General features: G+C 63.3%; 25 protein-coding genes. 8 read left to right on the forward strand and 17 right to left on the reverse strand.

Going from position 1 to position 25,066, the window contains the following annotated elements; genetic code table 11:
* Window positions 1-59: 59 nt before the first annotated feature.
* The 3 genes from ACU18_RS04160 to ACU18_RS04170 are packed head-to-tail and all read right to left on the reverse strand — an operon-like array spanning window position 60 to window position 2,694.
* The gene (locus tag ACU18_RS04160) at window positions 60-632 is read right to left on the reverse strand and encodes a flavin reductase family protein (protein WP_050684284.1); all 573 of its coding nucleotides are present in this window, start codon (window positions 630-632) and stop codon (window positions 60-62) included.
* Between the two features lie 2 nt (window positions 633-634).
* A complete protein-coding gene (locus tag ACU18_RS04165) occupies window positions 635-1,681 on the reverse strand; it encodes a methionine synthase (RefSeq protein ID WP_050684285.1) in 1,047 nt (348 codons plus the stop codon).
* 20 nt (window positions 1,682-1,701) lie between these two features.
* Window positions 1,702-2,694: a DUF1852 domain-containing protein gene (locus ACU18_RS04170; protein WP_050684286.1), complete on the reverse strand. Its 993-nt coding sequence runs from the start codon at window positions 2,692-2,694 to the stop codon at window positions 1,702-1,704.
* 120 nt (window positions 2,695-2,814) lie between these two features.
* Between ACU18_RS04170 and ACU18_RS04175 the strand changes: the two genes are divergently transcribed.
* Both ACU18_RS04175 and ACU18_RS04180 read left to right on the forward strand, forming a co-directional pair.
* Window positions 2,815-3,756, forward strand: a complete 942-nt coding sequence (locus ACU18_RS04175) for a LysR family transcriptional regulator (protein WP_050684287.1) — start codon at window positions 2,815-2,817, stop codon at window positions 3,754-3,756.
* 41 nt (window positions 3,757-3,797) lie between these two features.
* Window positions 3,798-4,448, forward strand: coding sequence for a helix-turn-helix domain-containing protein (locus ACU18_RS04180; protein ID WP_331456816.1), 651 nt, complete (start codon window positions 3,798-3,800; stop codon window positions 4,446-4,448).
* Here the strand turns inward: ACU18_RS04180 and ACU18_RS19235 are convergent.
* Genes ACU18_RS19235 through ACU18_RS04195 form a run of 4 tightly spaced genes read right to left on the reverse strand, consistent with a single transcriptional unit; the run spans window position 4,363 to window position 7,793 of the window.
* On the reverse strand, window positions 4,363-4,818 hold the full coding sequence (locus tag ACU18_RS19235) for a carboxymuconolactone decarboxylase family protein (RefSeq protein ID WP_082178181.1): 456 nt from the start codon (window positions 4,816-4,818) through the stop codon (window positions 4,363-4,365). The genes ACU18_RS04180 and ACU18_RS19235 overlap by 86 nt on opposite strands.
* Window positions 4,815-5,843 (reverse strand): aldo/keto reductase, encoded by a 1,029-nt coding sequence (locus ACU18_RS04185; protein WP_050684289.1) that lies wholly within the window; start codon window positions 5,841-5,843, stop codon window positions 4,815-4,817. Before ACU18_RS04185 ends, ACU18_RS19235 begins: the two co-directional genes overlap by 4 nt.
* A gap of 19 nt (window positions 5,844-5,862) precedes the next feature.
* Window positions 5,863-6,744: an aldo/keto reductase gene (locus tag ACU18_RS04190; protein ID WP_050684290.1), complete on the reverse strand. Its 882-nt coding sequence runs from the start codon at window positions 6,742-6,744 to the stop codon at window positions 5,863-5,865.
* Window positions 6,745-6,761: 17 nt separating this feature from the next.
* Entirely contained in the window at window positions 6,762-7,793 is a 1,032-nt protein-coding gene (locus tag ACU18_RS04195; RefSeq protein ID WP_050684291.1) for a zinc-dependent alcohol dehydrogenase family protein, read from the reverse strand.
* Window positions 7,794-8,144: 351 nt separating this feature from the next.
* On the opposite strand from ACU18_RS04195, the gene ACU18_RS04200 reads away from it, so the two are divergent.
* From ACU18_RS04200 to ACU18_RS04210, 3 genes are all read left to right on the forward strand, one after another.
* Window positions 8,145-9,026, forward strand: a complete 882-nt coding sequence (locus tag ACU18_RS04200; RefSeq protein WP_050684292.1) for a helix-turn-helix transcriptional regulator — start codon at window positions 8,145-8,147, stop codon at window positions 9,024-9,026.
* 62 nt (window positions 9,027-9,088) lie between these two features.
* A complete protein-coding gene (locus ACU18_RS19845) occupies window positions 9,089-9,487 on the forward strand; it encodes a hypothetical protein (protein ID WP_197273512.1) in 399 nt (132 codons plus the stop codon).
* A gap of 15 nt (window positions 9,488-9,502) precedes the next feature.
* Complete coding sequence (locus ACU18_RS04210) at window positions 9,503-10,324, forward strand: SDR family oxidoreductase (protein WP_050684293.1); 822 nt, start codon at window positions 9,503-9,505, stop codon at window positions 10,322-10,324.
* 250 nt (window positions 10,325-10,574) lie between these two features.
* Here the strand turns inward: ACU18_RS04210 and ACU18_RS04215 are convergent, their stop codons facing one another.
* Entirely contained in the window at window positions 10,575-11,426 is an 852-nt protein-coding gene (locus ACU18_RS04215) for a LysR family transcriptional regulator (protein ID WP_050684294.1), read from the reverse strand.
* An 86-nt stretch (window positions 11,427-11,512) separates the two neighbouring features.
* Between ACU18_RS04215 and ACU18_RS04220 the strand changes: the two genes are divergently transcribed.
* The gene (locus ACU18_RS04220; RefSeq protein WP_050684330.1) at window positions 11,513-12,409 is read left to right on the forward strand and encodes an EamA family transporter; all 897 of its coding nucleotides are present in this window, start codon (window positions 11,513-11,515) and stop codon (window positions 12,407-12,409) included.
* 100 nt (window positions 12,410-12,509) lie between these two features.
* Here the strand turns inward: ACU18_RS04220 and ACU18_RS04225 are convergent, their stop codons facing one another.
* Window positions 12,510-13,409, reverse strand: coding sequence for a MerR family transcriptional regulator (locus ACU18_RS04225; protein WP_050684295.1), 900 nt, complete (start codon window positions 13,407-13,409; stop codon window positions 12,510-12,512).
* A gap of 218 nt (window positions 13,410-13,627) precedes the next feature.
* On the reverse strand, window positions 13,628-14,230 hold the full coding sequence (locus tag ACU18_RS04230; RefSeq protein WP_050684331.1) for a TetR-like C-terminal domain-containing protein: 603 nt from the start codon (window positions 14,228-14,230) through the stop codon (window positions 13,628-13,630).
* Between the two features lie 74 nt (window positions 14,231-14,304).
* Here ACU18_RS04230 and ACU18_RS04235 point away from each other — a divergent pair, with 74 nt between their 5' ends.
* Window positions 14,305-14,796, forward strand: a complete 492-nt coding sequence (locus ACU18_RS04235; protein ID WP_050684296.1) for a DUF4188 domain-containing protein — start codon at window positions 14,305-14,307, stop codon at window positions 14,794-14,796.
* On the opposite strand, the gene ACU18_RS04240 is transcribed toward ACU18_RS04235, so the two are convergent.
* Window positions 14,775-15,596 carry an alpha/beta fold hydrolase gene (locus tag ACU18_RS04240; RefSeq protein ID WP_082178182.1) on the reverse strand — a complete coding sequence of 274 codons (822 nt, stop codon included), beginning with the start codon at window positions 15,594-15,596 and terminating at the stop codon, window positions 14,775-14,777. The genes ACU18_RS04235 and ACU18_RS04240 overlap by 22 nt on opposite strands.
* Window positions 15,597-15,669: 73 nt before the next feature.
* On the opposite strand from ACU18_RS04240, the gene ACU18_RS04245 reads away from it, so the two are divergent.
* Complete coding sequence (locus ACU18_RS04245) at window positions 15,670-16,371, forward strand: helix-turn-helix transcriptional regulator (RefSeq protein WP_082178183.1); 702 nt, start codon at window positions 15,670-15,672, stop codon at window positions 16,369-16,371.
* Window positions 16,372-16,393: 22 nt separating this feature from the next.
* Here the strand turns inward: ACU18_RS04245 and ACU18_RS04250 are convergent, their stop codons facing one another.
* The 6 genes from ACU18_RS04250 to ACU18_RS04275 all read right to left on the reverse strand — a co-directional run bounded on the left by ACU18_RS04250 (window position 16,394) and on the right by ACU18_RS04275 (window position 25,065).
* Entirely contained in the window at window positions 16,394-17,962 is a 1,569-nt protein-coding gene (locus ACU18_RS04250; RefSeq protein ID WP_050684298.1) for a serine/threonine-protein kinase, read from the reverse strand.
* A 191-nt stretch (window positions 17,963-18,153) separates the two neighbouring features.
* Complete coding sequence (locus ACU18_RS04255) at window positions 18,154-19,212, reverse strand: alpha/beta hydrolase (RefSeq protein ID WP_050684299.1); 1,059 nt, start codon at window positions 19,210-19,212, stop codon at window positions 18,154-18,156.
* A gap of 27 nt (window positions 19,213-19,239) precedes the next feature.
* Window positions 19,240-20,877, reverse strand: coding sequence for a DUF5597 domain-containing protein (locus tag ACU18_RS04260; protein WP_050684300.1), 1,638 nt, complete (start codon window positions 20,875-20,877; stop codon window positions 19,240-19,242).
* A gap of 41 nt (window positions 20,878-20,918) precedes the next feature.
* Window positions 20,919-23,108, reverse strand: a complete 2,190-nt coding sequence (locus ACU18_RS04265) for a glycoside hydrolase family 3 N-terminal domain-containing protein (protein WP_231685997.1) — start codon at window positions 23,106-23,108, stop codon at window positions 20,919-20,921.
* Window positions 23,105-24,142 carry a Gfo/Idh/MocA family protein gene (locus ACU18_RS04270; protein ID WP_050684301.1) on the reverse strand — a complete coding sequence of 346 codons (1,038 nt, stop codon included), beginning with the start codon at window positions 24,140-24,142 and terminating at the stop codon, window positions 23,105-23,107. The genes ACU18_RS04265 and ACU18_RS04270 overlap by 4 nt, the downstream gene beginning before the upstream one ends.
* On the reverse strand, window positions 24,139-25,065 hold the full coding sequence (locus ACU18_RS04275; RefSeq protein ID WP_050684302.1) for an alpha/beta hydrolase: 927 nt from the start codon (window positions 25,063-25,065) through the stop codon (window positions 24,139-24,141). The genes ACU18_RS04270 and ACU18_RS04275 overlap by 4 nt, the downstream gene beginning before the upstream one ends.
* Window position 25,066 lies beyond the last annotated feature (1 nt).

The raw sequence follows: 25,066 nt of genomic DNA on the forward strand, positions 1-25,066 counted from the left end.
AGTTACCTCCCGCCGTCGCGCGCCGATCGCCTTGGCGCCTCGCATTGGTGGCGCGTCGCTCAGCCTTCCAGCTTGGAATGCTCGCCCAGACGGTGCCACGAACGGTTGTGGTGGACCAGCGCGTCGCCGGGTTCACCCGCTTGGACGTCACGCATCACACGGGACTCCAGGGCGTGAACGGCAATGATGGTGGCGGTCCCCACCTCCATGCGATTGATGACGGCGCAGCGCACCCAGGCGCGGACATCGTCATACACCGCTTCGCCGGTTGCGAGGGACGACCAGCGGTGCGTCTGGTCAAAGCGGTCGACGCCGGGCGTCGCTCCAAATTTCGCCAAGTCGACGTCGTGCGCGTCAAGCAGGTGCACGACGACGGTTTCGGAGCGCGAAAGCACTTCGGACGCCGAGGACAGTGCCGAGACCGAGAAAATCAGCAACGGAGGTTCCGCACTCACTGACACGACCGACGATACCGTCAGCGCCACCGGTCCCTCGCCGGCATCCGCCGTGACGACGGCGACACCTCCCGGGTGGCCACGGAACAGTGACTTGAATTCCTCGGCCGAGAGGGTGGGCGGGAAGCGTTGCTTCGGAGCCTCGAGCCAAGTTTCTGCGGGGTAGGCGTGGAACATCGTTATGACGCCCCGGGGGTGGAGCTGGCGAGTTCCTCGCGAATGATGTTCGTCCCTGCGCTGAGAGCACTCAGCTTGGCCAGTGCGATGTCCCGGGGGAACGGTGCCATGCCGCAGTTGGAGCTGGGGATGAGCTTGTCCGCATCGACGAACTGCAGGGCCTTGCGGAGGGTGTTGGCGACGTCCTCCGGGGTCTCGATGGTCTCGCTTGCGACGTCGATTGCCCCGAGCATGACCTTCTTTCCGCGGAGGAGCTCGATGAGGTCCATGGGCACGTGGGAGTTCTGGGATTCCAGCGAGATGATGTCGATGCTGGAGCCCTGAAGCAGCGGGAACGTTTCCTCGTACTGCCGCCACTGCGAGCCGAGCGTCGCCTTCCAGTCATTATTGGCCTTGATCCCGTAGCCGTAGCAGATATGCACGGCGGTCTCCGCACGCAGCCCCTCTGCCGCTCTTTCAAGCGCAGCCACGCCCCAGTCCTTGACCTCATCGAGGAAGACATTGAACGCTGGCTCGTCGAACTGGATGATGTCCACGCCGGCCGCCTCCAGTTCTTTCGCCTCCTGGTTCAGGATCGCAGCGAACTCCCAGGCCAGCTTCTCGCGGCTCTTGTAGTGGTCATCGTAAAGTGTGTCCACCATGGTCATTGGACCAGGAAGAGTCCATTTGATCGGCCGGTCGGTGGTTGCGCGGAGGAACTTAGCGTCCTCGACGAATACCGGCCGCTCGCGGCGCACGGCTCCGACTACGGTCGGTACGCTCGCGTCGTAGCGATCGCGGATGCGCACTGTCTTGCGCTGTTCAAAGTCGACCCCGCTGAGATGCTCGATGAAGGTGGTGACGAAGTGCTGGCGGGTTTGTTCGCCGTCGCTGACGATGTCGATACCGCGCCGGCTCTGCTCGTGGATGGCGATGCGCAGTGCATCCTGCTTGCCCTCGAGCAGCGCATCCCCGTCCAGCTTCCACGGGGACCACAGAGTCTCCGGTTGTGCGAGCCACGATGGTTTCGGCAGGCTTCCGACAACGGTGGTGGGCAAAAGTGTGTTCATGATTGACGATTCTCCGTGGGTCAGTTGACGAGAGCGGGGTATTTGGCGGTCCACTGGTCCAGTAGATCTTTGTGGGGCGTGATGAAGTGTTCCTCGGTGTACTTCGCCTGGGTTACCGCGAGCTGACTGCGCTCGACGCGGTCGTAATCGATCTGGGTCCGCGAGTAATCCTGCTCTCCCAGGCTCGGCTGGTAGACGACGGCGGCGGCGGAGTTCGCGTTGTAGACCTCCGGGCGGTAGATCTTCTGGAACGTCTCCATGGTGCTGATCGTGCCGATGAGCTGCAGGTTGGAGTAATCGTTGAGCAGGTCGCCGCGGAAATAGAAGGCGAGTGGCGCAACGCTGCCGCGCGGCATGAAGTAGCGTACCTGCAGCCCCATCTTTGCGAAGTAGGCGTCCGTCAGTGAGAACTCGTCCTGCTGGTATTCGACGCCCAGGACCGGGTGGCGGTTCTCCGTTCGCCGGTAGGTCTTGGTCGTGGAGACGCTGATGCACACCACTGGCGGCTGCGGGAAGCGTTCCTGGCATGCCGGGGAATCGAGGAACTGCTGGAACAGTTTTCCGTGCAGATCGCCGAAGTCCCCGGGGATGGTGGGCTTGCCTGACTCCGTTGCTGCCGCTGGCAGTACGACGCTGAAGTCGAAGTCACGGACGTAGGAGGAGAAATTGTTCCCCACGATCCCTTGGTGGCGGACCCCGTTTAGCTGGTCGACGATCTGGATGTCGAGAACCTCGAACAGGGGGAACTTCTGATCTGTACCCTCCGCCGTGAACTCTATTTGCACGGAAACGATCTCAAGTTCGAGCGTGTAACGGTCCCGGTCCGGGTTGTCCCAGCTTGCGAGATCGTTGAAGCGTCGCCGAATCATGGTCAAGGCGTTGCGGAGGTTCTCCTGGCGGTGCTCGCCCCGTGCCAGGTTGGCAAAATTTGTGGTGATCCGGGAGCCTTCCGACGGGGCGTATTCCTCGTTGAAGGGGGTGGTGGTGATGCTGAAGGTGAAGTCGTCTGCCATGTGCTGCCAATCCGTTGATGGGCCGGAGACGGCCTTTCCGAAGGGGGTGCATCCATAGTGCAGCCTTCCGAGAGGTATCAAGTAACTCGTGGCTACTATGCATTCATATAGAATTTTCCTATGGCCCAGATTTCGAGCGGATTGACCCTGCAGCAGCTCCGCTATTTCATAGAAGTTGCAGCGGAGGGGTCGATCTCCGCGGCGGCCGATCTTCTCTACGTGGCGCAGCCGACAATGTCCGCAGCGATGAAGGACCTTGAGGCCCGGGTGGGCCGTGGGCTCCTGGCTCGCTCCGCCCGCGGGGTCACCCTCACCGCCGACGGGGTGGAGTTCCTCGGCTACGCGAGGCAGGTCGTTGAGCAGTTTGCTCTCCTCGAGCAGCGCTACCTTGGCAGGCCACCGCGGCGACGCCTGCTCGGGGTGTCAACGCAGCACTACTCGTTCGCGGTGGACGCCTTCGTCCGGATGGTCAAGGCCACTGATGTGGCGGAGTACGAGTTCTCGCTCCGTGAGTCCCGTACCTGGGACATCATCGAGGATGTCCGGACGCTCCGCAGCGAAATAGGCATCCTCTACCGGAACGATTTCAACCGGAAGATCATCGACAAACTGCTCCGGGAATCCGGGCTCGCGTTCACTCCGCTTTTCCTCGCCGATCCGCACATTTTCATTTCGCGGAACAATCCGCTCGCCTCAAAAGAGCGTGCGACTCTCGCCGATCTCGCCGGCTTGCCGCGGCTAACCTTCGATCAAGGTGCGAACAACTCCTTTTACTTCGCCGAGGAGATTCTCTCCACCATGTCCAGTAAGCAAGAGATCCGGGTCTCTGACCGGGCCACGATCTTCAACCTCATGATCGGGCTCCACGGCTACACGATCTCGACCGGCATCATCAGCGGGCAGCTCGACCCGGAGATTGTCGCCATCCCGCTCGACGTTGACGAACGCATAGAGATCGGCTGGATCGGCCACGCAGCGATCCCGCTGACCGACCAGGCACAGCTCTACCTCAGGGAATTGCGGGCCGTCGTCGCCGAGTTTGGCGTCGCGCTACTTGACTGACTGCATGAGCGGGCGGGACTTTACCCTTTCGGTGATTGGATGTGTTTGTTGCACCTGATATGGCGGGGTTACGGTCTACTGTGGGTTTGCGCCGCGTACCGGGACTCAGCCGTGAGGAACTCGCCATGCTCGCAGGAATGAGCGTTGACTACTACAACCGGCTCGAACGGGGGAACCTCACTGGCGTTTCCGACAGCATCCTGGGATCCCTGGCCCGCGCGCTCTACCACCCCAACGGGGACGAGCCGGAGCAGCCACAGAACTTCGCCCGCTTCCTCTTCCTCGATCCTGCGGCGCCCGGCCAGGTGGTGGACTGGGAGCCCATGGCCCAGGACATTGTTGCCATCCTGAGGCAGGAGGCTGCACGGGACCCCCATAACCGGGACCTGACCGACCTCATCGGAGAGCTCTCCACCCAAAGCGAGGACTTCCGGAGCATGTGGGCCGCCCAGAACGTCCGCCTCCACCGCTCCGGCACCAAGTCCTTCCACCACCCCGTAGTCGGCGACTTTGAGCTCACTTTCCAAGCCATGCAACTCCCCGGCGATGAAGGCCTCACCCTCATCGCCTACAGCGCGGCACCGGGCAGCACCGGACACGACACACTCAACCTCCTCGCCACATGGGCTGCAACGATGCGCAGGGAACGCAACGAAGTGGGCGAGCTGCCCGCTCGTCCCGGCACCATCTAGTACTCAGCTCCTCGGCCAAGCAGCACAATGGCCCCACTAAAAGTTCCTTGGCGACGCACATCGCGGACATGCCCCGGGGCCAGCCAGCGTAGAACGTGACGTGGGTGATTGCTTCGATCAGCTCTTCCTGAGAAACACCATTTTCGATGGCGCGGCTGAGGTGGAACCTTAGCTGGTCTGTGTTCCCGCCGGCCGTCAACACCGCTACCGTGATGAGGCTGCGGTCGCGGGCGCCTAGTTCGACGCGGTTCCAGACGTCCTCGAAGAGCACGTCGTCGGTAACTTCGGCGAGCTTCGGTGCGAACTCTCCGAACATTTTCCGGCCGCCGCCTAGTTGCCTGGTTTGGATGCGGCGATTCACTGAGGTCATGGTCGTGTCCGGCGCCGGGCCTGGGGCGTGAGTTCGTGGGCTCCGTAGCTGTTGTCCTGGGGATTCAGTGTGACCCCGGGTGCGACGAGCTGGTCAATGCGGTCCAGCACGTCGGTGGTCAAGGTGATGTCGGCGGCGGGCAGGTAGGACTCGAGCTGTTCCATGGTGCGGGGTCCGACGATGGCGGACGTGACGCCCGGGTGGTTGATGACGAAGGCGATGGCCAGTTCGATGAGCGTCAGCCCGGTCTGCTCTGCGAGCTGGGCCAGTCCTTCGACGATGTCGAGTTTGCGTTGGTTCGCCGGGCTCGTCATGTCGAACCGGGCGTTCGGTCGCGCCGCGGAGGTAGGTGCTGAGGCCGAGTCCTTGCGCCAGCGTCCCGAGAGCCAGCCGCCGCTGAGTGGGCTGTAGGTCAGGGTGCCCATGCCGTGGCGCTGCACCGTGGGAAGGATGTCTTCCTCGATGCCTCGGACCAGGATCGAGTAGGGCGGCTGTTCGGTGACGAACCGTTCGAAATTCCGTTCCCGGGACGCCCACTGTGCTTCGACGATTTGGGATCCGGAATACGAGGAGGAGCCAATGTACCGGACTTTGCCTTGGCGGACGAGGTCGGTAAGGGCACCGAGGGTTTCTTCCACATCGGTGTCGGGGCTGGGCCGGTGGACTTGGTAGAGATCGATGTGGTCCGTGTTGAGCCGGCGGAGGGAGACTTCGACGGCCCGCATGATCCAGCGCCGCGATCCGCCGCGCTGGTTGGGATCGTCCTCGTTCATGGGCATAAAGAATTTCGTGGCGAGGAAGACGTCGTCGCGGCGCCCGGCGATTACCTGCCCGACGATTTCTTCGGATGCTCCGCCCGAGTACACATCTGCGGTGTCAATGAAGTTGATGCCCGCGTCCAGTGCATGGTGGATGATACGGGTTGAGTCGGCGACGTCGTTATTGCCCCAGGGGCCAAACATCATGGCGCCAAGGCACAAAGGGCTGACCTGCACACCTGTGCGGCCAAGCGAACGGTATTCCATCGTGGGGTTTCTCCTCTGTTCAGGCTTCGGGAATGACCATGGCGAAGCGCTCTTCGCGGGCCTCGTCCGGGTCGGGTCCGTTCCGCACCCCGGTGTCGAGCGCGTTGATGCCGGCTAGTTCGGCTTCGGAAAGTTCGAAGTCGAATACGTTGAAGTTCTCGGCGATGCGGCTCGGGTTCGTCGATTTTGGGATAGCAGAGCGGCCTTGCTGCAGGTGCCAGCGAAGCATGACCTGGGCAGGGCTCTTACCGTGGGCTTGACCGATAGCGGCGATAGCTGGGTCTTCCATGACGTTCCGGCGCTCCTCGCCCCACCCGGGGTAGAAGGTGATTCCCCCGATCGGAGACCATGCCTGCGTGACGATCCCGTGCTCGGCGTCGGCAACCTGTACCTCCGGCTGGGTGAAGTACGGGTGGAGTTCCACCTGGTTCACGGCCGGGATGATTTCCGTGGAGTCGAGGAGTTGCTTCAGATGGTGCGGCATGAAGTTGCTGACACCGATCGCCCGTACCCGCCCGTCGGCGAGCAATGCCTCAAGTGCTTTGTACGCTTCGAGGGTCTTTTCGAACCGGTCGGGAGCGGGCTGGTGCAGGATGAACAGGTCCAGATACTCCACACCGAGCTTGCCGGCTGCTTTGTCCCAGGCGTGCAGGGTCTGGTCGTATCCGTAGTCAATGACCCATACCTTGGTCTCAATGAAAACGTCGGAACGGTTCAGGCCCGAATTGCGGATGCCGTGCCCGACTTCCCACTCATTGCCGTATGCCGCGGCGGTGTCGATATGCCGGTAGCCGGCGGCCAATGCCGCCTCGACAGCCGCCGTCGTCTCTTCAGGAGCGGTTTGGAAGACGCCGAGCCCGAGTGCGGGCATGGTGACTCCGTTGTTCAATGTGATGTTCATGGTTCTCCTGATGGTGGTTATGGGCGGACGAGTACTTTGAGTGCTTCGCGGTCTGCCATGGCCTGGTATCCGGCGGGGACGTCGTCCAGGCCGATGGTGCGGTCGAAGACCTTGCCCGGATTGATGCTGCCGTTGAGTACCAGGGGCAGCAGTTCGTCGATGTAGGCCCTGGCCGGTGCGACCCCGCCGGTGATGGTGATGTTGCGCATGAACTCGGGGAATCCGAGCGGAACCTCAGTGAATTGCGGTGCCCCGACGCGGCTGATGACACCGCCGTCGCGGACGACGCCGATGGCCATCTCGATGGCCGGCTTGAGTCCGACGGCTTCGAGGACCACGTGCGTTCCGTCGCCGTTGGTGAGTTCCTTGACCTTGGCGATTCCTTCATCGCCGCGTTCGGCGACGATGTCGGTGGCTCCGAATTCGCGTCCGAGGTCGGTGCGGGATTCGTGGCGTCCCATGAGGATGATGCGCGAGGCGCCCATGAGTTTGGCGGCGATAACCGCTGAGAGGCCTACTGCGCCGTCGCCGATCACGGTGACTGTCTGACCGGGTTGGATGTTGGCCTTCTTGGCGGCGTGGTAGCCGGTGGACATGACGTCGGAGAGACTCAGCAATGACGGGATCAGCTCCTCGTCGAAGCCTGAGGGGACCACAACGAGGGTTCCCGAAGCCTGCGGTACACGGGCAATTTCTCCCTGCCCGCCGTCGTCGTGCCCGCCCCAATGGGCGCCATGGCGGCAGGAAGTCTGCAGGCCTTCCTTGCAGAAGTCGCAGGTGCCGTCGGAGGCAACGAAAGGTGCGATGACAAAGTCACCAACTGTCAGGCCTGTAACCTCGGAGCCGAGTTCTTCGACGATGCCGACGAATTCGTGGCCCATGCGGGAGCCTTCAGAGGTTTCGGGTTTGGAGGCGTAGGGCCAGAGGTCGCTGCCGCATATGCAGCCGGCGACGATACGGACGATTGCGTCGGTGGGCTCCTGGATGGTGGGGTTGGGGACGGTTTCGACGCGCACGTCTCCGGCGCCGTAGATCAGTGTTGCTCGCATGGTTTGTTCCTTCGTAAATTGTGGCCAGTTTCCAGTGAACGCCGGTGGTGGACCTCGTGGGAGTGCACGTCAGTACCCCCATGACATCGATCAGCGGGCGTGCTTGACCTCTGGTGCAGACGCGGTCGTTCGGGTGTCCTGCCTCGTGCGGCGAGGTCGGCGGGGAGTACCAGGACGATGGTGACAATCAGGGCCAGGGGCAGCAGGACGCTGCCGGTGGTGAGCGCCGCGCTGGGGTGCAGGTTTCATGCTTTCCATGCAACCGTGATCCCTTCTCTGTGGGGAGTCACGGGTGTTCCGGGTAAAGCCAGTGCCTCCCTCGGTCTGAGGCGTCGGCGTAGCGTGGAGGCCATGACACACAGCGAGGACGTGCGGAAGTTCCTGACCTCCCGCCGCGCCAGAATCACCCCCGATGAAGCCGGACTGCCCGCCTATGGGGGCAACCGGCGAGTCAAGGGCCTGCGCCGCGAGGAAGTGGCGATGCTCGCCGGAATGAGTATCGACTACTACATCCGCCTTGAACGCGGAAACCTTTCCGGCGCCTCGGACAGCGTCCTCGAAGCGCTCGGACGCGCGCTGAAGCTCGACGACGCCGAATTGGCCCACCTTTTCGATCTGGCCCGTGCCTCCACTGCAGCTCCGCGCGTGCGACGTAAGCGCAGTCCCAAGACGGTACGGCCGAGCGTCCAACGCGTCCTCGATGCCGTCACTGGGGCACCGGCTTGGGTCCGCAACGATCGTGGTGACGTCCTCGCCGCCAACGACCTTGGCCGCGCGCTTTATCTGGAATTGATGGCCGAACAAACCGCGCCGCCGAACAGTGCGCGGTTTACCTTCCTGAATCCGAAGGCGCGGGATTTTTTCGCCGATTGGGAACGCGCCGCAGATGACATGGTTGCGGTGCTGCGTTCCACGGCTGGGAAAAACCCTTATGACAAGGACCTCACTGACCTGATCGGTGAACTCTCAACCCGGAGCGAGGAATTCCGTACCCGGTGGGCCCGGCATGACGTGAAGTACCACCGCACCGGCCGGAAGCGGCTCCACCACTCGATTGTGGGGGACCTTGACCTGAGCTTCGAAGCGCTCGAGCTGGCCGCGGACCCGGGGCTCCGCATCAACATCTACACGGCAGAGCCGGGGTCGCCCTCCGAGGACGCACTGAAAGTCCTCGCCAGCTGGGCAGCGACCCAGCCGAACACCGCCCAAGCAGCAGTCCGGAACACTCTTTGAACGATCGTTGGGTAGGCATGTCTTTCCGGACCCCTCAACTCATGCCCGCGGTTGCTGTTGGAATGGCAGCCAGTGCTGCTCTTTCATCCTGCGCCTCACCAGCAGGACAGCTGACGGCCAACGAAGTCCCTGATCAAGCCACGGACACCCCTGCCTCACCGGGCGGACCTGATTATGGTGACGGACAGTACAGCGCGGAAGGCCAATACGGCGGCCTTCCCTCCTCAATCGGCGTGACCGTAACCCTCGCCGCGGACATCGTCACCGATGTGAGCGTTACACCGCATGCAACTGATCCGACGTCCCTTGACCTGCAGAAACGCTTCGCGGCCGCCGTACCTAGTGTTGTCGTCGGCCGCGACCTCGACGAGATCAACGTTGACCGACTCGCCGGCTCCAGCGGGACACCGCAAGGGTTCAATGCCGCCCTGGAACGCATCAAGGCACAAGCCAACAGATAGGAAATCAAGAGCATCATGGAGCAAAACCCGAATACACCCCGAACGCTGTTGATCGTAGGAGCAACGGGCAGTGTTGGTCGCCACGTGGTGGCCGAGGCCGTCCGTCAGGGCTACGACACGCACGCCCTGGTCCGCGAATCTTCACGGACTAGTGGTCTGGACCCCGCCGCACGGCGGGTAACGGGGGAGTTGACCGACGCTTCGACACTCAAAGAAGCCGTCGCCGATATTGATGCGGTTATCTTCACTCACGGGTCCTCGTACGGCGACGCCGCCGCAGCGGAGGCCGTGGATCACGGGGCGGTCAAGAACGTGCTTCAAGCGCTGGGTGGCAGACGTGTACGTATCGGCCTTATGACGGCGATTGGCGTCACCCGGCGTGGCAGCACGCACGATTGGAAGCGGCGAAGCGAACGGCTGATCCGCGCCAGCGGCAACGACTACACGATTGTCCGACCCGGTTGGTTCGACTATAACGACGACGGCCAACTGGAAATCACGATGCTTCAAGGCGATACGCGCCATGCCGGCAGCCCTGCCGACGGTGTCATCGGCCGCCACCAAATCGCCCGGGTGCTCGTCGACAGCCTCGCCTCCGACGCGGCCAACCACAAGACTTTCGAACTCGTCGCGGAACGCGGGCCGGCGCAAGAAACCCTGGAACCTGTCTTCGCAGACCTGGATCAGGACCCAGCCGGCTTGCTTGACGGGGTACGGGACCAGGCGAATATGCCGGCCGATGCCGAACCCGAGCCTGCACGCCAGGACCTCAACCGGGTAGTGGCCGGCTCAGGCGTGTTCCCGACGTCGAGGTCCTTGCGGTCACCACGCCAATAGTTTTGGCCGGGCCGGGAGAAGTCCGCGATCAGATTTTCGGGGTCAGCCAAACGCCGAACGACCGTTTCCGAAGATCTCGAGGCTGATGCCGCGGAGGCCTATGCGCCGACAGCTGTGCTTGATGCAAAGATGCTTGCCGTCTCCTCGCGGGTTATTGCCAGAATCACCGGTGACCTGCCACGCGCTCCGCGCTAACAACGGGTCCCCAACGGCACGGTGAGGATGCTCCAAGGCACAGAGTTTCGGGGGGTTAGCGGTAGAGGCCTGCGAGGAGGGCGATGATGTCCTGCAGTCTTGCGGGCGGGTCCTTTTTCGTCCAGGCAGCGTAAACGGGTACGGGGGGTGCGTCGCGGACGGCCCGGTAGGTGAGGCCTTGGCGTCGGTATTGGTGGGCTGTTGATTCTGCAGTTACTCCGCGGGCTTTACCGCTGCTGATAAGCGTGAGCCAGTCATCGACGTCGCTGGTGGGAATGGTGTGGTGCGGGTGGCCGCCATCGGGCCACAGGTCGAGTCGGGTGCTTCCGGTTCGGTCATCGATGGCTAGCGGGGCCGTGGCGACTTGGGCGAGGGTCACCGTGCGTTTCGTGGCCAGGGAGTCATCGACTGATATCGCGCAGTAACGTTTCTCGACACCGATGAGAACCAGTTCGAGGCGTGTCGTGTCCGGTACGCGGCGCAGTATCGCCAAGTCACTGGTGCCCTCAAGCAGTCCTGCGGTGGGTGTATTCGTTCGGGTCAGGCGCAATTCATGGTGTGGAAGGGCTACGGCCCATTGGCGTTGGAATTCCAGGGTTTGCTTGCCCAGGGCGGACCACGCGTACCCGACCCGGATCGAACTCGCTCCATCCAGTGCTTCCTGGCGCAGATCAGCCACCACGGCGAGGGCACGGCGGGCGTGGCGGAGTACTCGTTCACCAGCTGGGGTGGGGGAGACACTACGGGTCGTCCGATGCAGGAGCCTCACCCCAAGGGCTGATTCCAGGGCGGCGATATTTCGTGAGACAGCGGTCTGGGAGATGCCGAGCTCGATGCCGGCGTCAGTGAAAGTACCCGTGTCGATGACGCTTACCAGGGATCGCAGGTGACGCAGTTCGACTTCCATTCCTGCAGTGTACTCATGCGCATACCGCATCAATGGGGAGATTCATGCATTATGAGCAGCGGGTGACCGGCTTGCAGAGTTGCAGCATGATCAACATGCAGCGGGCAGGAAGTGGCCGAATCGCTGGTATCGCGACCGCTTTGGGTGGTGCGCTCTCGAACCAGCTCGGGGCGGCCAGTGGGTCCTTGGCATTTCCTGGCATGGGCCCGCTCGGTGTCGTCGCCGTCCGCCAGCTCGTCGCAGCCATGATCCTGCTACCGGTCGTGAGGCCACGGATCAGGGATCTGACCAGGGCTCAATGGTGGCCGGTCCTGCTCCTGGCGTTGGTGTTCGGGATCATGAACCTCACCCTGTACCTGGCCGTCGAACGCATCGGGCTCGGTTTGGCGGTGACACTGGAGTTTTGCGGGCCTCTGGCGGTCGCTCTCCTAAGTACCCGGACCAGGAACGGTGCGATCTGCGCGGCCATCGCAGCAGCCGGCGTCATGGCGATCACCCGGCCCCAACCAACCACTGATTACCTGGGTGTCGGGCTCGGCCTGATCGCCGCCTGCAGTTGGGCTGCCTACATTCTGCTCAACAGGACCATCGGCTCCCGCATCCCCGGAGTGGAGGGCACAGCCACGGCAACCGGAATCTCCGCCGTCCTGTTCCTACCCATCGGCGTCTGGATACTCATCACCACCCGCCCGGACATGTTCGCTCTGCTCTGTGCTGTCGGTGCCGGCGTCCTGGCCTCGACGGTCCCATTCGTCGCTGACCTGATTGCGCTCCGGAAGATCCCCGCACACCTGTTCGGGATCCTCATGAGCATCAACCCTGTCCTGGCCGCTTTCATCGGAGCGATACTCCTCCACGAAGAACTCGGTACTATCGAATGGGTTGGAATAGCTCTCATCGTCGCTGCGAACACAGCCGCCCTGCTCCTACCAAGCGGCACACCACGCGATGCGACGGCCGGAGCCGGCCAGCGGCGCGACTGAACCGCGGACACCTCGAGTTGGTGGGGGAGGCGCGCGTAGAGTTCACGATGCAGCAGAACGATGCGTCTCGCGTGGATCATGCCGATGCTGCAGGCCCCGCTTAGGGCGCTGGCGTCGCCGAAGCGCCGAGTTGCACCGCCAGCTCCATGCAGCGCAGACGGGCCGGGGAGAAGTCGTAGGGCATGTTCCAGATAGTCTCCGCCGCGCTCTTGACGCGGGAGCCCTCTGCCGGGTCGGGGTCGGGCGCCGGGCCAGCGTCATCGGGCGGGTGCAGCTCGTCCCAAGCGTCGAAGAGAGCGTCATCCTCCGCCAGCTGACCGGACTCCTCGATAACGCGCATCAGCGCGGTCTCGAAGGCGTGCCGCTCGGCCGCCACCTCCGAAACGCGGGGGTCGTCGACGGCGACCGTATCGTCCAGGGCCTCCTCGGCGGCCTCGACGCGGTCGGACTCCGCACGCAGCGACGGATCGGCAGCCAGGGCGAGGAAGCGGCCGGCCTGGACGGCCGCGCCGAGCGGACCGAAGATCCGCTCAGTGACCAGCAGTACGTCCAGGTCATCCTGGCGCAGCGAGCCCTCGGGTGCGCCCTCAAGGCGGTCGGAGACGAGATCATCGAGCAGTCCCAGCCTGCTGCCAAGGGTCCGCATGCGCTGCACCGAGGCGCGCTTCCGCTGCAACTGAGCTTCCTGCGCGGCGAGGGTGTCCTCCAGCCGCGCGAGGACGCCTGCGATCCCGTCCTCGTCGTCGGCGCCGCTCGGTTGGCCGCCGTCGAAGGCGTCGCGGATGTCATCGAGGGCGATCCCGGCGTCTGCCATGCGGCGGATCCAGAGCAGCCGAAGGATTTCCGCGTAGCCGTACCGCCGGCGGCCGTCGCCGCCCCGCTCCCGCTCGGGCAACAGGTCAACCTGGTGGTAGTGGCGGATCGTCCGGGGAGTGACGCCGACGAATGCCGCGGCGTCGCCGATGAGGATCTCCCGTGGCGGGGTCGGGAACGGTTGCATGGTGGACCTCTCGGAGTGGGACGGGACGTGCTTCCAGCAGACCACATGACGCTGCGGCAGGTGCAACAAAATAACCGGACGCGGTGTGGATAACGCGGTGGCCGGCTGCGTGGCTACCGGTGCGACAACAGGCACCTCTGGTGCCCCCAGTTACCGGTTCGTCTTTTAACTCCCGGCAAAACGGTACAACTCCATGCGTCCTGCACCAGGATTTCCGGTCAGCTTGACGCCGCTCCGGACGTCGCCGGCACTGCCCAACTGCGGGCAATCGCTTCGAGGGCAGCGTTGTAGGCTGCGGCCCAGTCCATGCCGGGCGGTCCAACCTGGGCAAGTTCCAGACTGACCAGGCCATGAACCTGGCCCCATATTGCCGCGGCAACGATGTCGGCAGGTTCCTGGCGCCATCCGCCAGCCTGTTGCGCGGCAGTCACAGCTTCCTTGAGGGGTCCCATGGCATCGGTGGTGGTGTCCGGGCTGGGCAGGCACTCGGCGAAGGAGGCCAATGCGCCGCCGAACATCAGCCGGTACATTGCCGGATGACTCAGTGCCCAGTGCCTGTATGCGGTACCCAGCCCACGCAGCCCGCCCTCAAGCGCCGCCGCCTGGGAACTGCCGAACGAGCGGAACGCCTCATCCACAACTGCGGTGAGCAACTCGGATTTCCCGCCAAACAACGAGTAGACGGCCGTCGTTGACGTTCCTGCCGCCGCTGCCACATCCCGCAACGTGACTTTTGCCGGGCCACTCCGGTCCACCAACTCGGCAGTGGCCAGCAGCAGCTCATTACGAAGGGAACTGGTATGCACCACAGGTCTTGCCATGCCCACAACTCTGCCATAACCTTGTTTCGTAACAACGTTACAAAACGAAAAATGGTCACTTTGGAAGGCGCATCATGGGGCAACACATCTATCCCGGCCGGTACACGGCTGACCCCGGGCAAGACTCGGTGACGGTTTTCCTGATTGGGATGCGTGCCAACCGCTGGTGGAAAATCGGCAAGGTTGCCCACGTTGCCGCGGCAATGCCACGCATGCTGCGCCACCTTGCCCGGAATCCTGACGCCGGCATGCTCGGGGTTGAACAATGGTTTGGGCGGACCACGATGATGGTCACCTATTGGCGGAGCCCCGACCACCTGCGGAAGTTCGCCGCAGACCGGGACGCCCCGCACCTGGAGCCCTGGCGGCACTTTATGAAGGAACTGTCCGGAAGCGGGGACATCGGAATCTGGCACGAAACGTACCAGGTCCCGGCGAGCGGGATTGAGACGATCTACAGCGGAATGCCGCTCTTCGGGCTGGCGAAAGCCACCGCACAGGTCCCGATCGGTAAGGGAACGCACACAGCCAAGCAAAGAATGGGTCATTCAGCAGGCGCTGCCTGATCGGCAGGTGGATCCACCTGCCGGGATCCGAGTGGCGGAATCGCCGGTGGGAATTCCGGCGCCCTGGTTCGGGAAGCCACTGAGCGGATAATGCGGGCAAGCTCTTTCGGGCGGCTCCACATGGGCCAATGCCCCGTTGGAAGGTCGATGACGTCCAAGTGTTCGATGTTCTTGACTTCTGCAAACATGGGGTGGCCGGTCCGTGCCAGATCGAGCACCTTCGCACCCGGAATCGAGCAGCACACCAGGGTGGTGTGGACCTTGCGGCGGGCCTCGTTCGTGAGCTCGACTGGCTGGCGGAGCACTGGCCCGGGTTCAGGGACAGCCCGTGACCGGAATCGCGCCAGGACTTCCGAGCTCAGACCTTCGAGGCTCGCCTGCTGCGCGAGCACATCGAAGGGCGGCAGCGGAAACTCCTCCACGCTCGCCGGGAAATCCGAGGCAAAGGCACTTCCCGCCGCCACGGGGCCGGAGTCAACCCACACCACTGCGTGGATTACCTCCGGGCGCCGGTCAAGGACCATGCTGACGGGGGCATTCGCTCCGCTGTGCGCAACGAGCGTAACCGGTTGAGCCGCGGCGGCGCCGAGATTGGTGATGGCTTGCAGGATCGCCGTCGCCTGATCCTCGAGGGTCTTCGTTTTGCGTTCAGGATCGTTGCCGTCAAGGCCCGGCAGTGTCACGGCCGTCGCGCGGGACTGGTCAGCCTCGAGCTCCCTCAGTACTTCATCCCACGCCCATGCACCAAGCCAGTGGCCGGCGATAAGAACAATGTTCGTGCTGTTTGCAGTAGGTGTCATGGCACAACCCTCGCAGGCGGTACGGACAAGGGTATGTCACTATTTGTGTCATGAATTGGACCAGGTTTGAACCGTGAAGCGTGTGGAGCGCCTTCTTGCTTTGTCCGAGATGCTGCGCCGCAGCGGCAAGCGCGGCATTTCGGGCGAACGGCTGGCGAGGGAGCTCGAGGTGTCCGTGCGCACCATTAAAAGGGACCTCGACTCGCTGGAAACCAGCGGCGTGCCGATTTGGGCGCGCCCCGGTCCGGGCGGTGGCTACGGATTGGCGGCAGGCGTCACCCTGCCGCCCGTCACTCTTTCCCCGTCCCAGGCCGTGGCGCTCATGGCGGCCGTTTCCGCCGCACGCGATGCCCCGTACGCAGATCTGGCAGCAGCAGGTAACCAAAAAATCCTGGACGTTCTTGATCCCGCCACCCGGATGCGGGCGGACAGGCTGGCCCGGCGCATCTGGGTCAACGCGGTCCCCTCATCCTCGCGGGCAACCAGGTCGGCTCTGGAGCAAGGGATGGCCGAGCAGCGGGTGATCCGCATCCGCTACACATCGGCGGAACACAGCACAACCACCCGCGACGTGGAACCGGTATTGTTCGCCTCCACCAACGGCCAGTGGTACCTCGTCGGGTGGTGCCGGCTTCGCGACGCGATACGGTGGTTCGCCGTTTCGCGCATCGAGCGGGCCAGCGTCACCACCACCGCATGCACTGGCCACACCATCGAAGAGGTTGGCGAACCGCCGCTGAATGCCAAGCCCGTGAACACCAGGGGACATGGCTGACTCAAGTGCCGCCGTCGTGCTTTCAGGGCTTGTTATGCCCCGGCGCACTACCTGATTTGCCGTTGTTACCGGCGGCATCATTTCCGGCGCCACGTCCCGGCGTGGCCGGGATGCGGTCCCGTTGCTGCGGTGCAGCGCCGTTGGACTCGAGTTCCGCGGCTGCAGGTACGGTGAGCGGCACGGCAGCCGGCGCGTGTGTTAAAGGTTCGACGGCGGGCAACGGCGCCGGGTCGGGGCTGCCTTCCGGGAGCGCTTCGGCCGTTGAATCAGCCGCAGCGGGTGTCAGGGATTGCAGGTCGGTCCGGACCAGTCGGACGGCTTCGGTGATTGCCCGGTAGTTTTCAAGCGTCATCCCGCTGCGAAGTGCTTCGTCAACTGCGGTCTTTTCGAGTTCTTCCACGTAGGCCAGGGCCGCCTGCTGATCATTGGCGGCTACCGCTTGCCGGACGTGCCCGAGGATTGTCAGGAGCTTATCCGATGATTCGATGGCGGATTGGAGTTGGTCGAGATGGAAGTCCAGGGGATTGTTTTGTGGTTGCACTGCGGGTGTTGCTGATGTGGTTTGTTGCTCGGTACCGCTGCCGCCCTGCGGCGTGGCTGCGGTGGCTCCGGCAACAAGAACTGCTGCCAGGCATACGGCAGCGATGGCCCTGTGGCGCCTCGTCCGCGGTGCCGGTAATGGTTCCGGTGAGCCCGTGGGGGCACGATCCGGTCGTGGTGGCAGTAGCGGGGTTTGCGGAGCTGTAGGGGTTCCGCCCGCCAGGGCCAGGCGCCGCAGGGAAGTGGTGGCCTGGGCGGCGTCCGGCCGGTCCCGGGGATGCCGGGAAGTCATCGCAGCCAGCAGTGCCGCCCAATCCGGACTGATGCCCGTGGGGATGGCCGGGTCGCGGTTGAGGCGGGCAACACCGGACTCGATCGGGGTGCCGGGAAACTCCACATAGCCGGTGAGGCACTCAAGAAGGACCAGGCCCAATGAGTAGACGTCGCTAGCGCCCGTCAGTTCTCCGCCGAGGGCCTGCTCGGGGCTGAGATACGCTGCGGTCCCGACGGTCCGACCGGTGCCGGTCAGCCGGTTTTCCTCCATCACGCGGGCGATGCCGAAATCCGCGAGCTTGGCCCGCCAGCACTTGCCCACCGCTCCATTGCCGGGCTGGTAAAGCAGGATGTTGCCGGGTTTGATGTCCCGATGGATCACGCCGCGGTGGTGGACATATGACAACGCCGAGGCCAGGTCTGCGCCCACGCGGGCAATATCCTCCGGTTCCAGGGCGCCCTCGCGCAGCTGCCGGCGAAGGTCGGGACCGGAGACATACTCCATCACCACGTAGCTGCGGTTCGCGACGGCGTCGCTGCCGGCGTCGTACAACGTCACCAGCCCTGGGTGGGCCAGGGAAGCGAGGATCCGTATCTCAGCGTCCTGACGGGCGAGCAGTTCAGGATCCCCGCCGTCGCGGGTGAAGACTTTCAGGGCCACCTCCCGCCCCAGCGACTCGTCCACGCCCCTGTACACCGCGGCGGCAGCCCCCCGGCCCACCAGCTCGTGCAACCGGAACCGACTGCCCAGCAGCTGCCTGCTGTCGGTTGGTGGCATCACACCTGTCAAGGGATCTCCGTATAACAAAGCCGGCGTGCGCAGGCCCGGGCGTTGTGGTGTTCCAGGGTTTGGTTACAGGAGTTGGACGAGGACTGGCCTTAGGCGGTGGCGGCAGTTGGTACTGGCGCCTGCTTGGGAGATCATCTCAATTCCGGCAGCACCCGCCAAGAAGGAAGGCTACTTATTAATTACAGAGTATCAGCCGGGGGAGATTGGTGTGGGGTGCCGGCAGAAGTACCCCAGGTGCCGGCCCTGACGGGCATCATTAGCGCAGCCTTTGGTGGAAAGGAACTCTTGGGCCGTAGCCTCGCTGCGATTCGTTCCAGTGCGTTGTTGACGGGAGCCATCGTTGCGGGCAGGTTCAGGAAACCGTGAAGCATTCCCTGAACAGTGACCTGCTTGACATCAACACCGCGGGCTGCGAGCAAGGTACTGAATGCTTCGCCTGAGGCCCGCAACTCGTCGTATTCGGCATTCAGTACCAGTGTTGGCCCGAGGCCGGCCAGTTCGGCGTTGGCGGGCATCGCGTATCCAGGAATGGGAACGCCGCTTGAAGATCCAACGTAGTTCTCTGTTGCCGACCGGATCATCTGCGGTGTCAGTCTCATGGCATCCGGCAGTTCCGTCAATGCGCGCCGGAGTGACTCCGAAGGATGAGGAGGTTCGGCGTGCATCATCGGATAGACCAGCACCAGCTGGTCCGGCACCCATCCGTCCTCGTCCCGGAGCCGCAGCGCGGCGGCAGCGGCCAGATTTGCACCAGCGCTGGCGCCACCCGCAGAAACCGATGTGATGCCCAACTCCAGCATGTTTGCCTGCACCCACCGGATAGCGGCAACGACATCGTCAAGGGGTACCGGGTACTGCACACCGTTGACGGCCAGCCGGTAGTCCACACTCACGATTGTTGCCGACGCCCGCTGAACCAACTGCCGGGCAGTCCAGTCGGCCTCTTTCGTGTCCAGATCTCCGAACTGGAAGGCTCCGCCGTGCATCCACACCAAAGCGTGCGGGGAATCGGCTTCCTTGTTCGGTTCTACGGGGGTGTAAATGCGCAGCGGTACCGGGCCGTGCGGGCCGGGCACTGACACCATACGGGTGGCGGCAGCCGGCGGGGGAGGAGCGTCCGGGTAGGCATCAAATGCTTCCATCTGTGCCCTCATGAGCGGCTCGCTAAGGCCTGCTTCCAGGGACGGAATGCCCGCCAGCAAGGGCAGCCGGACGGCGATGTCGGGGTGAAACGGCATAGGGGTTCCTTTCGAGGTTAACGGCCTTCAGCTGGTGGTGATGAGGAGCCGGACCCTCACGGCAGTGATGTGCTTATCTGAAAGGATCTCAAGTCGTTCGTCCCCATTGATGAATCGTCCTTCCCGCAACCCGGCATCGGTCACCACCAGCTCCCTCACCGAATCCAGCTCAACGTCACAGCCGGGCTTGTGGAAGTCCACTTGCGCCCCCTGGCCCACAACGATGAACTCCGCGGGGTTGATCGCCAGCACCATCCCGAAAGGACGGACGTCTCCTGGTGTAGGGCCGTGGGTGGCGGCAACCGTTTCTTCCGCGAGTTCCGGGGCCGGCGGAACCCGCACGCCTGCGTCCAGGAGCATACCCTCGAGGAGCTTTCTGGAATTCCGAACAGTAATTGTCGTACCCACCAGGTCGTTGCTGATGGATTCCTGGTCCTGTTCAAGGGCGAACCCGAAAATTCGACCGTCCCGCTGCGCGTCCACTATTTCGGGAGTAAGGCAGGTAATGAGGTTGCACGCTGTGCTGAATTGGTTGCCTTCCCTGCCCTCCTCCACCCCGAAGACGCTGTAGCCGAAACCTCCAAAGCCGCCAATTGCCAGAAACGCATCCCCGGCGCGGAAACGCGCTTCGGGTATGAACAAGGGGTTCGAATCCGAGGCGTACTGGCGCATGACTTCTGCCGTGTTGGGAACATAGATGTCCGGCGCCAGGAAGTCGATGGCCGGCGCCGCGGCCCTCCATACCGGGATCATGCCGGCCGTCGGCCCGCCACTGGGGTATTGGCCGGGGAGGTCCTGCCCACGTTGTGGGCCGATCCAGGCGTTGGCGTAAGCGGGGAGCGGCAGTACCTCTTTTCCCGCAGCCGCCAAACCGCCCACAAAGGATGCGAACCCCCACGCCATAAATGTTTCCTCAGCAAGGGGGTTGTCATCGCCGAAGTGGTCCCCCCAGCTCATGGTGCGGTCCGGATTCGTGCCGAGAGCCTGCACAAACCCACGGGCGAAGGAATCCGGGTCCTCGGAAACCGCAGTAATCAACTGCTGTGGGAGGGGCGCATTCCAGGCGGCGTCCGCCACTGCGCTGTGGTCCCTTCCTGCGCCCAGCAGTCCCACTTCATTCTCAACCTGGACCATGATGACGGTATGGTCTGGATCGATCAGGGCCACGTGCTTCAACAGGGCAGTGTAGGCAGTCCGGTCCGCTTCGAAAAGATTGTCCGAGAAGACGGACAGGCTTGGCCGCGGCATGGATCCGGGGTAGGAGAAGGGGGTTTTCAGAGGTTTGGTGCCCCTGTCCGCGCGGGGAAACCGTTGGCGATCGGCGCGGACCCAGCTGGGGGCATAGGTGGAGGAAGCGTTCTTGAATGCGCCAAACCAGATCATCACCAGGCGGACTCCTACGGACCGGGCGTCGTCCACCAATGCGTCCACGATCGAAAAGTCGAGGTGCCCCTCGACCGGTTCCACTTGTTCCCATGACACAGGGGCGATCACAGTGTTGATCCCCGCCTTTGCCAGCTTGTCCCAGATGGGCGACATGTAATTCCGGTTCGAAGCACTCGAATTGTGCAGCTCGCCTCCAACGCAGAGGAATGGCTTGTCTTCAACGATGAGCCGGGTGTGGTTGCCTGTCCGCTCGAGCCGCGGGAAGTTCTGGTGTGGCATGGTAGTGGTCCTTATTGCTTGTTGGGCGTGGTTTCGGTGTCTTAGGAGGAAGGGGGAGTGACGGTCAGTCTGAATTCCTGGAAGGACAGACCGTCGCCGACCCGGATCCGGAATTCGCCTGGCTCCACGATGTAACCGGCGTGGGCATCGTTGGTCCAGAATCCCAGGTCATCGAAGCCGACGGTCAGTGTTACCCGCCGTTCTTCGCCAGCCGGCACGAACACGCGGTGGAAGCCCCGCAACTGCCTGACAGGCCGGGTAACACTTGCCAGAAGGTCAGAGACGTATAGCTGGACAACTTCATCCCCGTCCCTTGTTCCGGTGTTGCGAACGATCGTGGTGAAACAAAGCCTTGTTCCAGCTCTGAGCCCGTCCAAGGCGACCGACAGTGCCTGGTCCGGCGATGATTCCAGCTCAAACGAGGTGTAGCTGAGCCCGTATCCGAAACCGAACTGCGGCCCGAGCTCCAAGTCCAGATACTTCGACTTGAAGTAATCATCGGTGTTGGTGGGGCCGGTCAGGCCAACGTCCGGCCGCTGGTGGGCAAGGGATCCTCCTGTGCGGGCGGGCCTCCCGGTTGACTCGTGGTTGTAGTAGATGGGTACCTGACCCACCGAACGCGGAAAGGACATGGGCAGCTTGCCGCCGGGGTTGACAGTGCCGGTGAGGACGTCAGAGATCGCTTTTCCCGCCTCAGTGCCCAGGTGCCATGCCACCAGGAGGGCAGGACATTGATCAATCCATTCGCTGACCACCAGCGGCCGGCCTGTCAGGAGCACTACGGCAAAAGGGGTGCCTGAACCAGCAATGGCCCTGATCAGTTCTTCCTGGTCTCCGGGGAGGTTCAATGAACTTCGTGAGCTTGCCTCCCCGGAGAGGGTACTGGGTTCCCCTACGGCCACAATCACAAGATCCGCTTCCGCCGCGGCGGCAGCGGCTTCAGCCTGGAGGCCAGGATCGGAGTCAAAAAAGGTGGCGCTGGGAAGTGCCGTCACCACAGAGCCAGGCAGGGCCGCGGTGAGGGATTCGACAATTGAGGTGGTGGTGGGCGAGGCGAAATACTGTACCCAGGCGCCGAGGTGGTCCTTGCTTTCAGCGTAGGGGCCCACCACCAGAACGCGTTGTCCCCGTGGCTTCAGCGGCAGGACGGCTGCGTGGTTCTTCAGCAGGACAGTGCAGCGTGCGGCAGTGGCCCTTGCCGCTGACAGCGAGGCTTCATCAGGGCCGGTAGCGGCTGCCGACTCGTCCACATAAGGGTTTTCGAACAGGCCCAGTGCCTGCTTAAGACGGAGCACACGAAGTACGGCGTCGTCCAGGCGTGCAGGGTCCAGCACGCCCTCACGGATGATGGGTTCATTTCCGCTGAGCAAAGAGCCGCCCATTTCGACGTCGAGCCCTGCTGACAGAGCCAACCGCCCGGCGTCGGACGCGTTGGCGGCGACGCCATGCTCCACAAGTTCTCCCACACCACCGGCATCTGCGACGACGATGCCGTTATGTCCCCACTCATTCTTGAGGACATCGGTGAGCATCTCCCGGTTGGCGTGCATGGGCACGCCGGAGACTGCGTTGAAGCTTGCCATGACGCTGGCGACCCCTGCTGTGACCGCCACCTTGAAGGGCTCCAGGTAGATGTTGCGAAGCCGTTGGACAGAAATGTCTGTGCTGTTGTAATCGCGGCCTCCCTCAGCGGCACTGTAGCCAACAAAGTGCTTGGCGCAGGCGGCGATAGACGTACTCGAGGAGAGGTCATCGCCTTGGTAGCCGCGGATCTTGGCCTCCCCGAAGACGGCGTTGAGGTATGGGTCCTCACCGAACCCTTCCACCACGCGTCCCCAGCGCGGGTCCCGGGACACATCGATCATGGGCGAGAAGGTCCAGTTGACTCCGGTGGACCGGGCTTCCCTGGCTGAGAGGCGGGCATCGGCCGCCGCCACCTCCGTGTCGAAGCTGGCGGCTTGTGCCAGGGGAGTGGGGAAGATGGTGAATTGGCCGTGGACTACGTCGAGGCCGATCAGGAGGGGGATGCCGTGTGGGCTTTCCTCAACTGCGGTCCGCTGAAGTGCATTGGTGGCCTTCGCCGTTGCAGGCCAGAAAAGGGCACCGGCACCGTTACGGGCAAGGGCGCCCGCTTCGGTGGAGTCCGGCCGCCAGACGATCTGGAGCTGAGCCAGCTTCTCTGCATAGGTCATGGCTGCCAGGATCTGCTCCGGAGTTGACAGTGGTTTCAACTGAGTATTCCTTCCAGGGTTGCTGTCCGGGCCTGGTTGACGCGGACTTCGCCTCGTATCAGGTCAAGCGTTCGCATGATGGCGAGGGTGTCGCTCAGTGGCATCACGGAGCTCTGCAACCTGCCGGTTTCAATAAGGCGGTGAAACTCGAGAATTTCGTATTTGAGCCCGCCGCCGATGATGGGCGCCCGGATGATGTGGGGCTCCATCGTTCCGGGCCCCGACGGGTTGTAGCGTGAAACGGTCAGCCCGTTTGGACAATGGTGCGGGGCCTGCAACTGGATGTAGCCTTCCGTTCCCAGTATCCGTGCGTCGTTGGGCAGAACTGTTCGTATGGAGGAGCTGATGGTTCCGGTGCCCCCGTCACCGAAAAGCAGGAGCGCCGTTGTGTCCAGGTCCACACCGCTGGAACTGATGCTGCCGAACGCGGCGACGGTTGGCTCGCTGCCGAGGAGCCAGTGCGAGAGCTGAACGGGATACACGCCAAGCTCCAGGACGCTTCCCCCGCCCAGCGCGGGGTCATAGAGTGCTGGCCGTGCGCCCGGACCTGACTCCGGTATCGGGAAACCGAAGGACGCTTCGACTTTCCGCACCTCGCCGATGGCACCGTCATCCACCAGACGCTTCAGCTCAACGTAGGCGGGAAGGAACCTGGACCACATGGCCTCCATCAGGACCGCGCCCTTGCTTTGGGCGGTTCGAGCCAGGTCGAGGGCCTCGGCGTGGTTGGAAGTAAAGGGTTTTTCGACCAGGACGTGTATGCCCGCCTCCAGGAAGAGCTTTGCGTGCTCGTGGTGCAGTCCTGCCGGCGTGGAAAGGTAGACGGCGTCTATCCCGTCGTCACGGGCAAGATCCTGAAACGACAGGAGTTGTTGGGGTATGTCGAAGTCGGAACAGAACTTGCCTGAGGATGCGACGGTACGGGACACGGCAGCGGCGAGCGAGGCACCGGGTACTTCACCTATGGCACGTGCGAATTCCCTGGCGATTGTTCCCGTGCCTGCAAGCCCCCACCTGACGGTTGGTGCAGTCATTTCGTCCCCAAAGCCGGAGACGGTACCTTGGGCATCCGGGCCAGGAATTCGATTCCCTTACCAACGTGGACTTCAGGATCGCCCGCGTAGAAGACATGGTGAAGTCCAGGAACAGTAATCAGGTGTACGTCTGCGTTCACTTGTTCGAGGGCCCGAGCCAGCTGCTGACTTTGGCTGACTGGTACCAGCCGGTCCGCCTCCCCGTGGATGAGGAGCATCGGTGGTGCGTCGAAACGGACGTAGGACACCGGGGACATCTGCCGGAGCCCTTCCTCATACGGCCAGGGTGATCCTTTGAGAATCATTTCGATCGGAGATGGAAGCCGGACACCTTCGGCCAGGGACTCAGAGAACGACGGCATCGCGACAGCATCCGTTATGGGATAGAAGCACACAGCGGCGCTGACATGGCTCGGCACATCGGTGGCTCCGACATTCCCCTCAAGTTCAGGGTCGTTGACGAGGGCCACGAGCGCCGCGAGGTGCCCGCCGGCCGATTCGCCCCAGACCGCGATGCGGTCGGGATCGATGCCGAGTTGGGGTGCGAACGTCCGCAGGTAGCGGACGGCGGCTTTCGAGTCGTGCAGTTGCGCTGGGAAGGGCGCTTCGCGCGAATGCCGGTAGTCGATGGTTGCTACGGCCATGCCAGCGTCGATTGCCGATTGGAAGACGAGGTTGGGGTCCCAGTCGCCGGGGGGTTGGCTCCGCGCACCGAAAATCCATGCGCCGCCGTGGATCCAGACGACCAGCGGCGCAGGGGCGGAGGCGTCCGCTGGCACGTAGAGGTCGAGTTCCAGGGCCCGGTAGCCGTCGATAGAGGCATAGATCAGCCCTCTGTGGGCTACCGCGTTGTGAGGTGGATCAGCCAGTGCTCCCGGTGGGAGGAACGCCGGCAGGAACGCCCCGGTAATGTCGTTTGGCATG

The sequence above is a fragment of the Arthrobacter sp. ZBG10 genome, from assembly GCF_001238605.1.
GTDB lineage: Bacteria > Actinomycetota > Actinomycetes > Actinomycetales > Micrococcaceae > Arthrobacter.

What these genes read in the sequence shown, in the direction of transcription:
- ACU18_RS04160 (WP_050684284.1), bottom strand. Translation starts at nt 632, where the DNA reads ATGTTCCACGCCTACCCCGCAGAAACTTGGCTCGAGGCTCCGAAGCAA.
- ACU18_RS04165 (WP_050684285.1), bottom strand. Translation starts at nt 1,681, where the DNA reads ATGAACACACTTTTGCCCACCACCGTTGTCGGAAGCCTGCCGAAACCA.
- ACU18_RS04170 (WP_050684286.1), bottom strand. Translation starts at nt 2,694, where the DNA reads ATGGCAGACGACTTCACCTTCAGCATCACCACCACCCCCTTCAACGAG.
- ACU18_RS04175 (WP_050684287.1), top strand. Translation starts at nt 2,815, where the DNA reads ATGGCCCAGATTTCGAGCGGATTGACCCTGCAGCAGCTCCGCTATTTC.
- ACU18_RS19235 (WP_082178181.1), bottom strand. Translation starts at nt 4,818, where the DNA reads ATGACCTCAGTGAATCGCCGCATCCAAACCAGGCAACTAGGCGGCGGC.
- ACU18_RS04185 (WP_050684289.1), bottom strand. Translation starts at nt 5,843, where the DNA reads ATGGAATACCGTTCGCTTGGCCGCACAGGTGTGCAGGTCAGCCCTTTG.
- ACU18_RS04190 (WP_050684290.1), bottom strand. Translation starts at nt 6,744, where the DNA reads ATGAACATCACATTGAACAACGGAGTCACCATGCCCGCACTCGGGCTC.
- ACU18_RS04195 (WP_050684291.1), bottom strand. Translation starts at nt 7,793, where the DNA reads ATGCGAGCAACACTGATCTACGGCGCCGGAGACGTGCGCGTCGAAACC.
- ACU18_RS04200 (WP_050684292.1), top strand. Translation starts at nt 8,145, where the DNA reads ATGACACACAGCGAGGACGTGCGGAAGTTCCTGACCTCCCGCCGCGCC.
- ACU18_RS19845 (WP_197273512.1), top strand. Translation starts at nt 9,089, where the DNA reads ATGGCAGCCAGTGCTGCTCTTTCATCCTGCGCCTCACCAGCAGGACAG.
- ACU18_RS04210 (WP_050684293.1), top strand. Translation starts at nt 9,503, where the DNA reads ATGGAGCAAAACCCGAATACACCCCGAACGCTGTTGATCGTAGGAGCA.
- ACU18_RS04215 (WP_050684294.1), bottom strand. Translation starts at nt 11,426, where the DNA reads ATGGAAGTCGAACTGCGTCACCTGCGATCCCTGGTAAGCGTCATCGAC.
- ACU18_RS04220 (WP_050684330.1), top strand. Translation starts at nt 11,513, where the DNA reads ATGATCAACATGCAGCGGGCAGGAAGTGGCCGAATCGCTGGTATCGCG.
- ACU18_RS04225 (WP_050684295.1), bottom strand. Translation starts at nt 13,409, where the DNA reads ATGCAACCGTTCCCGACCCCGCCACGGGAGATCCTCATCGGCGACGCC.
- ACU18_RS04230 (WP_050684331.1), bottom strand. Translation starts at nt 14,230, where the DNA reads ATGGCAAGACCTGTGGTGCATACCAGTTCCCTTCGTAATGAGCTGCTG.
- ACU18_RS04235 (WP_050684296.1), top strand. Translation starts at nt 14,305, where the DNA reads ATGGGGCAACACATCTATCCCGGCCGGTACACGGCTGACCCCGGGCAA.
- ACU18_RS04240 (WP_082178182.1), bottom strand. Translation starts at nt 15,596, where the DNA reads ATGACACCTACTGCAAACAGCACGAACATTGTTCTTATCGCCGGCCAC.
- ACU18_RS04250 (WP_050684298.1), bottom strand. Translation starts at nt 17,962, where the DNA reads ATGCCACCAACCGACAGCAGGCAGCTGCTGGGCAGTCGGTTCCGGTTG.
- ACU18_RS04255 (WP_050684299.1), bottom strand. Translation starts at nt 19,212, where the DNA reads ATGCCGTTTCACCCCGACATCGCCGTCCGGCTGCCCTTGCTGGCGGGC.
- ACU18_RS04260 (WP_050684300.1), bottom strand. Translation starts at nt 20,877, where the DNA reads ATGCCACACCAGAACTTCCCGCGGCTCGAGCGGACAGGCAACCACACC.
- ACU18_RS04270 (WP_050684301.1), bottom strand. Translation starts at nt 24,142, where the DNA reads ATGACTGCACCAACCGTCAGGTGGGGGCTTGCAGGCACGGGAACAATC.
- ACU18_RS04275 (WP_050684302.1), bottom strand. Translation starts at nt 25,065, where the DNA reads ATGCCAAACGACATTACCGGGGCGTTCCTGCCGGCGTTCCTCCCACCG.